Source organism: Amycolatopsis ponsaeliensis, from assembly GCF_030182635.1.
In the GTDB taxonomy this organism is placed as follows: domain Bacteria; phylum Actinomycetota; class Actinomycetes; order Mycobacteriales; family Pseudonocardiaceae; genus Amycolatopsis; species Amycolatopsis ponsaeliensis.
The window spans coordinates 36,938-48,959 of sequence record NZ_JAPZLD010000017.1 but is presented as its reverse complement, the minus strand read 5'-3'; the positions used below and the strand labels follow the sequence as shown (position 1 = coordinate 48,959).

At 69.5% G+C, this 12,022-nt stretch carries 13 protein-coding genes; 2 read left to right on the top strand and 11 right to left on the bottom strand.

The window, feature by feature from the left end; all coding sequences use genetic code 11:
- Positions 1-86 precede the first annotated feature (86 nt).
- The 5 genes from QQ657_RS24985 to QQ657_RS24965 all read right to left on the bottom strand — a co-directional run bounded on the left by QQ657_RS24985 (position 87) and on the right by QQ657_RS24965 (position 3,813).
- On the bottom strand, positions 87-1,025 hold the full coding sequence (locus QQ657_RS24985) for a M56 family metallopeptidase (RefSeq protein ID WP_284744663.1): 939 nt from the start codon (positions 1,023-1,025) through the stop codon (positions 87-89).
- Positions 1,022-1,384 (bottom strand): BlaI/MecI/CopY family transcriptional regulator, encoded by a 363-nt coding sequence (locus QQ657_RS24980; protein WP_284744662.1) that lies wholly within the window; start codon positions 1,382-1,384, stop codon positions 1,022-1,024. Before QQ657_RS24980 ends, QQ657_RS24985 begins: the two co-directional genes overlap by 4 nt.
- A gap of 117 nt (positions 1,385-1,501) precedes the next feature.
- Positions 1,502-2,107 (bottom strand): DUF305 domain-containing protein, encoded by a 606-nt coding sequence (locus QQ657_RS24975; protein WP_284744661.1) that lies wholly within the window; start codon positions 2,105-2,107, stop codon positions 1,502-1,504.
- A gap of 63 nt (positions 2,108-2,170) precedes the next feature.
- Positions 2,171-2,560, bottom strand: a complete 390-nt coding sequence (locus QQ657_RS24970) for a hypothetical protein (protein WP_284744660.1) — start codon at positions 2,558-2,560, stop codon at positions 2,171-2,173.
- A 200-nt stretch (positions 2,561-2,760) separates the two neighbouring features.
- On the bottom strand, positions 2,761-3,813 hold the full coding sequence (locus QQ657_RS24965) for a C40 family peptidase (protein ID WP_284744659.1): 1,053 nt from the start codon (positions 3,811-3,813) through the stop codon (positions 2,761-2,763).
- A gap of 687 nt (positions 3,814-4,500) precedes the next feature.
- On the opposite strand from QQ657_RS24965, the gene QQ657_RS24960 reads away from it, so the two are divergent.
- Positions 4,501-5,298, top strand: coding sequence for a substrate-binding domain-containing protein (locus tag QQ657_RS24960; RefSeq protein WP_284744658.1), 798 nt, complete (start codon positions 4,501-4,503; stop codon positions 5,296-5,298).
- Positions 5,299-5,330: 32 nt separating this feature from the next.
- Here QQ657_RS24960 and QQ657_RS24955 read toward each other — a convergent pair whose 3' ends face one another.
- Together QQ657_RS24955 and QQ657_RS24950 are read right to left on the bottom strand one after the other, a co-directional pair.
- A complete protein-coding gene (locus tag QQ657_RS24955) occupies positions 5,331-5,885 on the bottom strand; it encodes a hypothetical protein (protein WP_284744657.1) in 555 nt (184 codons plus the stop codon).
- A 67-nt stretch (positions 5,886-5,952) separates the two neighbouring features.
- On the bottom strand, positions 5,953-6,213 hold the full coding sequence (locus QQ657_RS24950) for a hypothetical protein (protein WP_284744656.1): 261 nt from the start codon (positions 6,211-6,213) through the stop codon (positions 5,953-5,955).
- Positions 6,214-6,908: 695 nt separating this feature from the next.
- Between QQ657_RS24950 and QQ657_RS24945 the strand changes: the two genes are divergently transcribed.
- The gene (locus tag QQ657_RS24945; protein WP_284744655.1) at positions 6,909-7,265 is read left to right on the top strand and encodes a MerR family transcriptional regulator; all 357 of its coding nucleotides are present in this window, start codon (positions 6,909-6,911) and stop codon (positions 7,263-7,265) included.
- 96 nt (positions 7,266-7,361) lie between these two features.
- On the opposite strand, the gene QQ657_RS24940 is transcribed toward QQ657_RS24945, so the two are convergent.
- Genes QQ657_RS24940 through QQ657_RS24925 form a run of 4 tightly spaced genes read right to left on the bottom strand, consistent with a single transcriptional unit; the run spans position 7,362 to position 12,002 of the window.
- Positions 7,362-9,047 carry an amylo-alpha-1,6-glucosidase gene (locus tag QQ657_RS24940; protein WP_284744654.1) on the bottom strand — a complete coding sequence of 562 codons (1,686 nt, stop codon included), beginning with the start codon at positions 9,045-9,047 and terminating at the stop codon, positions 7,362-7,364.
- Between the two features lie 13 nt (positions 9,048-9,060).
- Positions 9,061-9,873 (bottom strand): carbohydrate ABC transporter permease, encoded by an 813-nt coding sequence (locus QQ657_RS24935; RefSeq protein ID WP_284744653.1) that lies wholly within the window; start codon positions 9,871-9,873, stop codon positions 9,061-9,063.
- A complete protein-coding gene (locus QQ657_RS24930) occupies positions 9,870-10,763 on the bottom strand; it encodes a carbohydrate ABC transporter permease (protein ID WP_284744652.1) in 894 nt (297 codons plus the stop codon). The genes QQ657_RS24935 and QQ657_RS24930 overlap by 4 nt, the downstream gene beginning before the upstream one ends.
- A gap of 6 nt (positions 10,764-10,769) precedes the next feature.
- Positions 10,770-12,002, bottom strand: coding sequence for a sugar ABC transporter substrate-binding protein (locus QQ657_RS24925; protein WP_284744651.1), 1,233 nt, complete (start codon positions 12,000-12,002; stop codon positions 10,770-10,772).
- Between the last annotated feature and the right edge of the window lie 20 nt (positions 12,003-12,022).

Genomic DNA, 12,022 nt, shown 5'->3' with positions numbered 1-12,022 from the left:
AGCAGCGCGCCGGGCACCCGGCCGGCGCCGTCCCGCGCGAGCCTCACGGCGGGCCGTCTGCACCTGTTGCTGCGCCCCGTTCCGAGTCACGGGCACACGATGAGGCTGGTGCCCACGACCAGCGCGACCGCCACCGCGGCGGGCGCGAGCAGCGCCGCGATGCCGCCGGTCACGGCTTTGACGCCGGCCGTGAACCGCGGCTCGGCGGTGATGTCGAGGTGGTCCAAGCGGATCGCGGTGTCGCCGCCGGCCATCGCGAGCGCGCGCCGGGGGCCGTCGCCTGAGCGCACTCGCAGCAGTGCGGAGCGCAGCGGCGCGGCGCCGCAGCGGGCGGCGGCCGTCCGGTCGGCGGCCAGCTCGACCAGCAGCCGCATCGCGGCGGGGAGTTCACGCATGAGGGGGATGAAGCGGAGCGTGCGGCCGAGGACCTCCGCCCAGCCGGTGAGCAGGTGGTGGTGGCCGCGGATGTGGGCGCGTTCGTGCTCCAGCACCGCGCGCAGCTCCGGTTCCGTGAGCCGGTCCGCGAGCCCGGTGCTGGCGACCACGAGCGGGTGGCGCCCGCCCATGCTGTAGGCGATCGGCTGGTCCTCGGGCAGCCACAGCGTCGGGAGCGGGGGCTGGTCGCGGCCCCCGGACAACCGCAAGGCGGTGAGGTGGCGGCGGTGCAGGACGGTGCGGTGGCGCCGGCGGGAGAGGGAATGCCGGGCGAGGCGGACGGCGGCGACGGCGACCACCGCGGCCGAGCCGGCCCCGGCGATCGGGTCGAGCTGGGGGAGCCCGCGGTGCCCGACCGTCGACCAGCAGTCGTGGAGCACCCGCATCACGGCGCCGGCCGGGCCGTGACCGGGCAGCACCAGCAGGAGTACGCCGGTGATCACCCCGGCGACGACACCGACGGCGGCGAGCAGCCACCACGCGATGACGGTGCCCGGGCCGGTGCCGGTGGCGGCGAGCCGGCTCAGCGCCCAGGGTGACCACCAGCCGATCACCCCGGCACCGACGAGCAGTGCCGCGGCCGGGATCATCGTTTACGCGCCTTCCGCCGCAGCGCCCGGCGGAGGATGTCGGACTCTTCTTCCGAAGCCGAGCTGACGAAGTGCAAGAGGACGGATTCGCGGTCGTCGGCGGAGTCGAGGAGGTCGCGCAGAGTCTGCGCGGTGGCTTCCTCGCGGGTGGTCACCGTGCGGTAGCGATACGCTCGATCTTCCATCTCGCGATCCACCCACCCCTTGCGGTGCAGGTTGGTCAGCACCGTCATCACCGTGGTGTAGGCCAGATCGCGCTCCTGGTTCAGCTCGTCGAGCACGTCACGGACCCGCATGGGTTCCGCCGCGTTCCAGAGCACGTCCATGATCGCCGCTTCGAGTTCGCCGAACTGCCGCATGAGACCTCCGCCGGTCAGGGTACTGCCCGCACGCGGGTCGGCCATCGCCCTTCGACCGGCGGGTGAGCCGCGGCGGGTATGTGTACTACGTCACGTAGTACACATACCCGACCGGGATCAGCTCTGCTGCAGCAGACCCTGCATCTCGGTGATCTCCGCCTGCTGGGCGTCGATGATCTTCTGGGCGAGCGCCTTCGCACCGGCGTTGCTGCCCTTGCCCAGCTCGGTCTTGGCCATGTCGACCGCGCCCTGGTGGTGCTCGATCATCATGTCCAGCCACATCTTGTCGAACTCGGCGCCCTTGGCGGCTCCGAGCTTCGTCAGGTCGCCGGCGGACATCATGCCGGGCATGGAATCGCCGCTCATGCCGGGCATCGACTCGTGAGTCATCCCCGCGGCCCAGGTGGTCAGCCAGCCCTGCATCTGCTTGATCTCGGGGTCCTGGGCCTTCTCGATCCGGCCGGCGAGGTCGATGACCTTCGGGTTGGTGCTGCGCGAGGGAACCAGCTTCGCCATGTCCAGCGCCTGGCTGTGGTGCGGGATCATCTGCTGCGCGAACGTGAGGTCGTCGGTGTTGTGCTCACCCTGCTGCCCGGAAACCGGTGCCGGGGCCGGGACCGACGAGTTCGACTGCGTACCGGACGGTGAGTCGTTGCTGCTGCACGCGCCGAGGACGACGGCAGACGTGATGGCGAGCGCGCCGAAGAACAGTGTTTTCCGCATGACAAAACCTTCTCTGAGGATGGGGGTGTGGTGGTACTGCCGAGGCCGGGGGAACCCGGCCGATCACACCCGCAACACACAAAGAGAATTCAGTACGGTACGTCCGCGTCTGTCTGGCGGCCGCTCGGGAACGGGAGAACCTCGCGAGCTCTTTTCGCCGACGAGGATTCCGGTTCCCGGCCGTCGCACGAGCAGAACCCAGGCCAGCAGGAGTGCGCCGATCGCCGTCAGGACGGCGAGGCACAGATGGAGCATGCCGTGTGCGCCATCGGGAGCGGGCGCGTGAGGCTCACCGGAGTCCATGTCCGCCATGCCGGTGCTTTCGGCTGTGACGGAAGTCGTCGTGGGGTCCGGGCCTCCGGAGGACGCCGGCACGTGATGCATGGCGGCCACGCACAACGCGAGCAGGCACAGCAGGATGACCTGCTGTGCTCGGCTGGCGCGCTCCGCCATGTCTCCACCGTACCCAGTCCGTGTCCGTGGCCACGCGGTGTGCTCCGCGGCACCCACGTCACCGACTTGATACTACTCAAGTTAGTACTAAGGCGGCCAGGAGCCTTGACCCGGGCCCTGTGCGGGGGGGGGGCGGCGGGGGGGGGGGGGGGGGCCCCCCCCCCCCCCCCCCCCCCCCCCCCCCCCCCCCACGGCCGTGGTCAGGCGGTGGGCCTGGTCGCGCCGGCGTACTGGCTTTGCAGCGGCGAGATCTTGACGACGTCGCCGCTGGTCGGCGCGTGCACCATCTTGCCGTCGCCGATGTACATGCCGATGTGGGACACCGGCGAGTAGTAGGCCACGAGATCCCCGGGCTGCAACTGGTCGCGCGGCACCGAGGTGCCGAACTGGGCCTGGGCCGCGGAGTTGCGGGGTAGTGTGATGCCGGCCTTCGCGTACGCCCAGAGCATCAGCCCCGAGCAGTCGAACGAGCTGGGCCCGGTGGCGCCCCAGACATACGGGCTGCCGAGCTTGCTCAGCGCCGCGTTGACCGCCGTCTGGGCCGCCGCGGTCGGTGCCTTGACGTTCGGAGCCTCGCCGCCGGTGTCGCGCTGGGCCGCCTTGTCGGCGGCGCTCAGCGTCTTGTCGGCGGCCTTGACCTGCTCGATCTGGTCGTTGAGCGTCTTCTGCTTGGCCTTGATGTCCTCAGTCAGCTTCGCGGCGGCGTCACGCGCGTCCTGCGCGCGCTTCGCGGCGTCCGAAGCCTTGTTGGTGGCGTCGGTGGCCTGCTGGACGGCGCTGCTGAGGTTGTCCATCGCGCCGTTCTTCTGGGTCGCGATGACTTCCAGCGCCGACGATCGGTCCAGGAAGTCCTGTGTGGACGTCCCGGCCAGCAGCGCGGACAACTTGTTGAGCTGGACGCCGCTGGTGAACGACGCGCCGGCGAACTTGTCGACCTCGGCCTGGTACTTCTTCTGGTTCTCGGTGGCCTTGACGCCCTGGTCTTTCGCGGCATCGACATCGTTGGTGGCCTTGTCGAGCTCACCCTGCTTGGCGTCCAGATCACTCTGGGCCTTGAGGAGGTCTTCGTTGAGTTTTTCCGCCTGCTCGGCCAGTTCGCGGTACTTGGTGAGAGCGTCGGAGCCGGTGGGCGGGGCTTGGAGCACGGGGACGGGGGCGGCGGTGGCCGAGGGGAGGCCGACGGTGACGAGGGTGATCACCGAAGTCGCGGCGAGAACACCTGACACCACGCGCCTGATCGGATGCGACTGCACGGTCGCGAAGCTCTCCTTTGCCGTAGGGCCGCCGAGAGGGGGAAGAAGAGGATCGGGGAGTCGTCTTCGCCTTCGCCGGAACCAGGGCGCGCCGCATCGCAACAGGCGACCCGCGCGTTGGTGGTCCGGCATCCCGGCAGCGATCCCGCGTCGCCGTCGGTTTGGCGGCATTCGCCGCGAGATCTCGGCCAGATTACGAACGGATCGGGCTGTCGTCCACCTTTCGAGGGAAGAAAAATCGATGGCAGCGCGCGAGCTGGTCAAACCCCGCAAGAAAAATCGCGCTGCTCACGGTGTGTCGAGCCGGGTGCACGTGGAGCTACTAACCTCGATAGTAACCAAGATCTCGCCGACAGCGGAAGTCGAGACGGTCCTGCGGTACCGCCGGGAGAGTCGTTTGCGCCGACCGCGAGCGGACTCGGCACCTCGGCCACGTCGAGCGGACGTGCTCTCACCGAGGGCGAGGTGGTTCTCGGCAGCGGAGCATCCCCGTGTGCCGTTCGGGTGGCGGCCGAACAGCCGATATTGACCTCGAGGTCGGCGGCGCACTACCTTCGCGGCGAGTAAACACTGTTCACCAACCGGGCTCGCGCCTTCGGCGGCTTGCCTCTCCAGTCCTGGCTTGGGGGACCCCTGTCCGAGTCGAAAGATCCGCGGAACAGTCTCGATCGGACTCCGGTCCGGACGATGGCCATTGTGGAGCCCCGAGGCTTCTGTGGAGAAGTCGCGCTGGTGGCCCACGCGGTGAGGACGGCGGCCGGAAGTTTCGGATATTCGACCGTTCGATCGACGTTCGGCGCCGATGGCTCCGCCGCGGCCACGTTGCTCGGCCTTGCGCGGCGGACGAGCATCGACGCGGTGGCGGTCATCGCTGCCTCGTGCACCGATCGGTTCGACTACGCGCGGGTGGCGGACAAGGTGCCCGTGGTCGTCGTCGGCGGAGCCGACTGTGAGGTGGTTCCCGTGGTCGCGACGGACGACCGGGCGGCAGCAAGCCGGGTCACCGAGCACCTGCTCGAAGACGGCGCCGCCAACGTCTGGCACATCGCCGGGCCCGAAGCCTCGTTCGAGGCGCGGGAACGCGAAGGCGGGTGGCGCGGCGCACTCGAACGTCACCGGGCACCGGCCGCTCCGGTTCTGCGTGGAGATTGGACAGTGCGGTCCGGCTATGTTCTCGGCCAGGTGCTGGCACGCGAATCGGGTCTTGACGCCATCTTCGTGGCCAATGACAACATGGCGTTGGGGGTTTTGCGTGCCCTGGTCGAAGCGGGTCTGCGAGTACCGAGAGACGTCCGGTTGGCGGGATTCGGCGACCTCCCGGACGCCGAATACTACTCAGCGTCTTTGACAACGGTCAGGCAGGACCACCGCGGCCTGGGAAACCTCGCGATCGAGGTGCTCGAGGGAATTCGGGGAACACTCGAACTGCCCTGGCGGCACACCATACCCGCGAAGCTCGTCATCCGAGAGAGCTCCAAGCGCTGAATAGCCGGCTGTTCGCCGGCTCGAGCGGGAGTTCACCGCGCCTGTTCGGCTGCGTTCTCCTCGAACTCTGGTCGGTGCCGACTCGGCGCGGTCCGGCTCGCGGCATCGCGACTGGCCGGAACGCTGCCGTCCGGCAGCGGCAAAACGGTGTGGCGGGGGTGTCGTGCGACGCCCCCGTGACCGCCGCCGAGCGCCCCCGTCCGGGCGCAGAGAAGTTGCGCGACCAGTTCGTCCAGCCGGGTGTGTTCGGCTTCGGTGATGCCTCGCATTTCCTCGATCGCCGCATTCGTGATGCGGGTGAAGTCGGCCCGGGCTGCTCTCATAGCTCCGTACGCCGCTTCGCGGCGGCAACGGTCACCGGTTCGGTCGGCGGCCCAGAAGGCGGCCTGGGCCGCCGAGAGCCGCCGGGCGGCGGAGTCCTGCGCGATGAGCAGACTCATACCTCGGGCCTCGGCGACGACGCTCTCCGCGGAACTGGCTGCGATCTGCCGAGTGAATGCGCGGAATTCCGTGGCGGCCGACCCGCCGGTTCCTTCGATGTCTCCGCGCCGGTATTCGGGTTCTTCGCTGGTCGGCTCGGCCGGCATCGCCACCTCCTGGTCGTGTGGACGCTCGGATCCCTGTGTCTTCGGCGGCGCTGTCCTTTCGGCCGGGTCAGGCGCCGAGGCGGCTGTAGAGGCGGCCGGCCAGGGATGCGGCCAGCCGGTTCAGCGCGGCCGGCGGATCGAGTTGCGCGAACTGCCCGAGCAGCTCCGCCGCGGCGTAGGCCTCGGCTTCCGACAGCACCGCGGCGCACCGTTCTCGCCGTCCTCGTTCCAGCAACCGGGTCAGGGCCTCGGCGTACTCGTCCAGGTCACTGACGCCTGCCAGGCCGTACCGCTCACCGAGCGGATCGACGGTGACCTCGTCACTCATGGTCGTGCGCCCCTCTCGCCCTCCAGCTGACCGGCCGAAGGAAAATCTATGTCGGCCGGGGTAGACATTCAATGGCCGGTGTGTGTAATCTTCTCCTCGTACCGAGAGAGACAACGTCAAGCAGGCGCGGGAGATGACGTAACTACCCGCGAGGTGAGACAAGTGGTCAGGCAGCGCGGAGCCGATCAAGGAACAAGGTTTCGGCTGGTGACCAGGAGCAGGACGCGGGCGGAACACGCGCCCGTGAAGATCAGTAGTGGTTCGTGAAGTGCAGTTGCAGGACCGGTCAGGTGGCCGGAGCCGATCAGTGAACGGGGCTCCGGGCAGTGACCAGCGGCGTCAGCGTGCTGGGACCGATCAGGAGAAGGGTTCCGGCCGTGGCGGTCGCAGCAAGTGCAGTACCGGCAAGTGCAGGTGCAGTATCCAGTGAGTGGAAATTATCGGAAGGAAGGGAAGGGCAGCATCATTGGATCGCCCGCAGCGGTTGGGCTTTGCCGCGCGGGTGCCGCAGTCCCATCGAGTTCGGAGGTGGTGCTCGGTCACGAGTAAGCGATCCCCGCACGATCCGGCTTTCCGCCGGACGCGGGTGCAGGAAGCCGGCGGTCGCGCCGGTTGACAATGGTGGAACAACCCAACCCTTTGAGGACCCCGGGTGCCGCAGTGGCACCCGGGGTCCTTTGTGATGTGGAGGCCGAGTGATTCCTGACCAAGAAGGGCCGGCCACGCCCAGCGCGGCCGACAAGTTCGACGACGAGCACTACCCCGCTTACACCATGGGCCGGGCCGCCGACATGCTCGGCGCCACCCAAGGCTTCTTGCGCAGTCTGGGCGAGGCCGGGCTGATCACGCCGCAACGTTCCGTCGGCGGGCACCGTCGCTACTCCCGGCACCAGCTGCGCCTGGCTGCCCGGGCGCGGGAACTGGTCGACCAGGGCACCCCCGTCGACGCTGCCTGCCGCATCGTCACCCTCGAAGACCAGCTGCACGAAGCCCAGGAGCACAACCGCTCTCTGCGCGATGCCGAAGGCAGCACGGCCGATCGAGGGGAGTAGCGCCGTCACCTCGACGTCGTGCATCGATCGGGTTTTCCTGCGGCGCCGCGGTACGCGGTCGGCCCTGGACCTTCAGCCGCCGGTGAGGGGCGGCGGTCAGCGACGGCCTTCGGCGTCTTCGGCGAGAAGCAGGTAGGCAGCCGCCGTCCAGGTGTAGGCGCGGTCGCGCAATCCCTCTCCGGTCAAGGCGTCGAAGTTCTCGGCGAAACCCGACTTCTCGCAGGTCGTCCGGAACCGGGTGCTCACCTGTTCGGCGAGGTCGTGCGCTCCGCCGCGGCGGAGACCGTCCTCGATCAGGACCGTGGCAGGCGCCCAGACCGGGCCTCGCCAGTACCCGTCCGCTTCGTAGTACGGCGAGGCGGGCAGTTCCGTGGCCGGCCCCACTGCCGTCAGGTGCCGGGCGATGCCGTCGCACAGCCGCTCGAAGACGTCGGGCGGCAGGTGCTCACCCAGCACGACCGGCATGAGCTCGAGCAGGCTGGATCCGGCGCGGAGCGTTCCGCTGACCACCCCGCGGCTGACGAACCGGGTGCCGTCCCACAGCTGGGCCAGCATCGCCGCCAGCAGGTCGTCGGCCTGCTGGTCCCACGACTGCGCCGGGTCGCCCAGTTCGGCGGCGAGCCGGGCCAGCTCCTTCAGCTGCAAGACCAGGAAAGCGGCGAGATCGGCCGACTGGACGAGGCGTTCTTCGCGGAACACCGTGGCGTTGTCCCAGCCGCTGTCGTTGCCGTGTTCGTAGTAGGGCAGCGGGTGGGCGGGCGGCCGCCGGTGGTCGAGCCAGAACCTGGTCCACGCCGAAAGCTGCCGGTACGTCCGCTCGGCGTCGGGCACTTCGCCGCCGAAGCGTTCCCGAAGCCGGCCCAGGGCCCACCCGTGGATGGGTGGTTTGACGAAGTTGTGGAGCGTCTCGGAATGGGTGATGGAGTCCGGCAGCGCCCCCTGGTCGTCCTGGTGGTCGAACACCACCTGGAACTGGTCCCAGGCGAGCTCCGGGGCACCGGAGGCCAGCGCCAACGCGGTGAAGCAGTGGTCCCAGCTCCACACCTTGTCCATCCAGTGCTTCGACATCAGCACCGCCGGGCGGGTGATGAACCCGGCGGGCCGGACCGTGGCCGACCAGATCACGTAGCAGGCCAGCTCGGCGGCCGGAGTCCGCTCGTCGCGCCACGGCGCCACGGCGTCGGCGAACCGGGCGAAGTCCTCCGCCGAGGCGGTGACCGCTTCGGAGAGGCCCAGCCCGGTCGCAGGCGGCGGCGATGCGGCGATCTCCTCGATCACCAGCTCCCAGGGGCCGCCGTCTTCGCCGGCGGCGACCAGCCGTTCGGCCGTCCCGAGCTGCTGTTCGCCCGATCGGCGCTCCTGTCCGGAAAGGACGGTGACGCGGAACCGGTGCCCGGTCTCGTAGGAGGTGAACACGGTGCCCCCGGCCGGGTCGGGGTAGAGGTACGTGCCGGTGAAGGGGGTCAATTCCGGCTCGGTGGCGCTGATCCGCACTCCCAGCCCGTGTCCCGCGATGTGCAGTGTGCTCGGCGACCCGAACGCCGCGGTGATCTGCCCGGCACCGGCGCTCCACGTGAGCTTCGCCGGCTCCGCGGTGATCGAAGCGGCGACCCGGACGCCACCGGCGACGGGCACGATCGACAGGACCGGGTGCATCCCGTTGCGGTGGGACACCAGGTGAACGTCGTCGCTGTAGGTCGCGAGGCCCACGACGGGCGAGAGGCCGAACCAGGCGCCGAACCGGCTGAAGGGGATCTCCCGCACCGAGAACTCGGGGGCCACAGTGGACTTCCTTTCAGTCTTTGACGGCGCCGGTGGTGATGCCCGCGGCGACGAAGCGCTGGGCGAGGACGAGGAGCACGGTCGCGGGGATCGACGCCACCACGGCGGTGGCCATGATCGAGTTCCACTCCTGGTTGTTGTTGCCGATGTAGCGGTAGATGCCGAGGGTGAGCGGCTGCAGCCGGCCCCCGGCGTCCAAAGTGGCCGCGAAGACGAAGTCCGACCAGGCCCACAGGAACGAGAACAGTGCCGCGGTGACCAGCCCGTTGCGGCTGGCCGGAAGCACGACGGAGACGAACGACCGCCAGGGCCCGGCACCGTCGATCCGGGCCGCCTGCAGCAGTTCTTCCGGGACGACCGCCATGAACGAGGTGAGGATCAGCACCGCGAACGGCACGGCGATGGTCGAGTCGGCGAAGATCAGGCCCCAGACGGAGTTGGTGATGCCGAGGCCGACGTAGATGCCGTAGAACCCCAGAGCCATGATGATGCCGGGGATCATCTGCGCGACGAGCAGGATGAACCCGAGCGGCCCGCGGCCGCGGGGCCGGAGCTTGGCCAGCGAATACGCCGCGGGCGCGGCCAGCACCAGGGTGAGCACCACCGTGCCCAGCGCGATGAGCAGGCTCGTGCCGAAGTACGGCAGTTGTTCGCGCAGGACCCGCTCGTACCCCTCGGTGGTCGGGGAAGCCGGGAACAGGTCGGGCGGCGACTTGCGCATGTCGCGCGCGGGCGTGAGCGAGACGTTGATCATCCAGTAGACCGGGAACAGCATCAGCCCGGTCAGCACCAGGCCGACCGCGGTCCGCCAGGCCGGCCGCTTCATGCGGGCTCCTGCCTGCGCTGCAACCGGATGTACAGCAGACCGGCGGCCAGTGCGAGGAGGATGAGCACGTTGCCCACGGCAGCGCTGGGGCCGAACCGGGGGAGCAGGCTGCCGAACCCGAGTTCGTAGGACCAGGTGGCCAGGGTGCTCGACGAGCCGCTCGGCCCGCCCTTGGTCATGATCCAGATGAGGTCGAACACCTTCAGCGTGTAGACGAGGCCGAGCAGCAGGGTGATGGCCGAAACCGGGCGCAGCAGGGGAAAGGTGACGTGCCGGAAGGCCTGCCAGCCGGTCGCCCCGTCCAGCGCCGCCGCGTCGTAGACGTCGCGGGGGATGTTCTGCAGCCCGCTGTAGAGCACGACGAGGTTGAACGGGATCCCGATCCAGATGTTGGCGGCGATGACCGACACGAGCGACCAGGACGGCGAAGTCAGCCAGTTGACCGGGCCTGCCCCGAGCAGCTCCAGCCCGGCGTTCACCAGGCCGGACTCGCTGTTGAGCAGCCAGGCCCACGTCGACGCCGACACGATGAGCGGCAAGAGCCACGGCACCAGGAAGAGGGCCCGCAGGGTCGCCGACAGCCGGAAGCCGCGGGCGAAGAACACCGCCATCGCCAAGCCGATCGCATACTGGAACGCCAGCGACGCCACGGTGAAGACCAAGGTGTTGACCAACGCGGTCCGGAACAGCGGGTCGCCGAAGACCGTGGCGTAGTTGGCGAACCCGACCAGTGGCGCCCCGCCGTGGACGAAGGTGCGGATCGTGTAACCGCGAATGCTCAGATCGACGTTGGTGAGCAGCGGGTAGGCGTAGCACACCACCAGGTAGGCCACCAGCGGCACGAGGAACGCCCAGCCGACGACCTGCCTGCGGACCTCTCGCGAGCGCATCGGCACCTACTTCGCCGCCGCGGCCTGCGCGTCCGCGAGCGCGGCTTGCGGCGTCTTCGCCCCGGTCAGCGCGGCCTGGACGGCGCCCCACAGGGGCTGGGAGATCCGCGGGTACCGGGTGCCGAGGCCGTCCCCGGTGCGGCTCTTGGCGTTCTTCACCGCGTCCACCCAGACGGCCAGTTCCGGCGCCTGGGCGACCTGCTGCTGCTGAACCGAGGGAATGGCGGAGACGTAGGTCAGGGCGGTGTCGGTCGCGAGCACCTTGTCGGGGTTGGTCAGGCATGCGGCGATGCGAGCGGCTTTGGCTTCCTTGTCCTTGTCGTCCTGGGCGGTGACGGTGACGAACTCACCGCCGGTGGGCGCCGGCGCGGTTCCCCCGGCCCGGGCGGGGATCGGGACGACGCCGTACTCGAAGCCGGCCTTCTTCGCGTTCTGCAGCTGCCAGGTGCCGTTCTCGGCGAACGCGTACTCCCCGGTGGCGAACTCCTGCCAGCTCGTGGTCTGCGTGTTGTTCACCACCGAGTTGGGGACATATCCCTTGTCCAGCCACGACTTCCACACCTCGAGCGCGGCGGTGGCGGCGGGGGTGCCGAGGTCGGTCAGTGCCGCTCCGGCGCCCCAGAACCAGGGCAGGAACTGGAACGTGCCCTCCTCGGTGCCGATCGCGGAGAACGTGATCCCCTTCTTGCCCGTCGCCTTCACCTTGGCCAACGCGGCGTCGAGGGAGGCCCAGTCCTTGATCGCTGCGGGGTCGACGCCGGCCGCGGTGAGCACGGCCTTGTTGTAGTAGAGCGCGAGCGTGTTCGCCCCGATCGGCACGCCGTAGGTCCGGCCGCCGGCCTGCCCGGCGCCCAGGAGGTTCGGGGACGCCTGGCCGGCGTCCAGCCCGACGTCCTGGTTCGCCTTCAGCACCCCGCCTTCGGCGAGCGTGCTCACCACCGGGTTGTCCAGGACCAGCACGTTGGGGGCGGTGCGCTGCTGGGCGGCGAGCAGGACCTTGTTGGTCAGGTCGGTGGTGTCGTAGGACTGGCGCTGGATCTGCACGCCCGCTTCCGCGCCGCACTTGCCGATCACCTTCGCCCACTCCGAGCTCGCGTCGAACTGCGGGTACGGGTCCCACAGGGAGAACGGGCCGGGATCGCCGGAGCCCCCGGCGTCGGACGACGGCGAGCACGCGGTCAGGGACGCGGCCAAGCCGAGCGCGGCCAGGGCGGCGGGGAAACGGCGGGAGAGGTGCATGGTGGTCCCTTCCTGCGGCT

Coding starts and splice junctions, on each gene's coding strand:
- QQ657_RS24985 (WP_284744663.1), bottom strand. CDS start 1,025: ATGATCCCGGCCGCGGCACTGCTCGTCGGTGCCGGGGTGATCGGCTGG.
- QQ657_RS24980 (WP_284744662.1), bottom strand. CDS start 1,384: ATGCGGCAGTTCGGCGAACTCGAAGCGGCGATCATGGACGTGCTCTGG.
- QQ657_RS24975 (WP_284744661.1), bottom strand. CDS start 2,107: ATGCGGAAAACACTGTTCTTCGGCGCGCTCGCCATCACGTCTGCCGTC.
- QQ657_RS24970 (WP_284744660.1), bottom strand. CDS start 2,560: ATGGCGGAGCGCGCCAGCCGAGCACAGCAGGTCATCCTGCTGTGCCTG.
- QQ657_RS24960 (WP_284744658.1), top strand. CDS start 4,501: ATGGCCATTGTGGAGCCCCGAGGCTTCTGTGGAGAAGTCGCGCTGGTG.
- QQ657_RS24955 (WP_284744657.1), bottom strand. CDS start 5,885: ATGCCGGCCGAGCCGACCAGCGAAGAACCCGAATACCGGCGCGGAGAC.
- QQ657_RS24950 (WP_284744656.1), bottom strand. CDS start 6,213: ATGAGTGACGAGGTCACCGTCGATCCGCTCGGTGAGCGGTACGGCCTG.
- QQ657_RS24935 (WP_284744653.1), bottom strand. CDS start 9,873: ATGAAGCGGCCGGCCTGGCGGACCGCGGTCGGCCTGGTGCTGACCGGG.
- QQ657_RS24930 (WP_284744652.1), bottom strand. CDS start 10,763: ATGCGCTCGCGAGAGGTCCGCAGGCAGGTCGTCGGCTGGGCGTTCCTC.
- QQ657_RS24925 (WP_284744651.1), bottom strand. CDS start 12,002: ATGCACCTCTCCCGCCGTTTCCCCGCCGCCCTGGCCGCGCTCGGCTTG.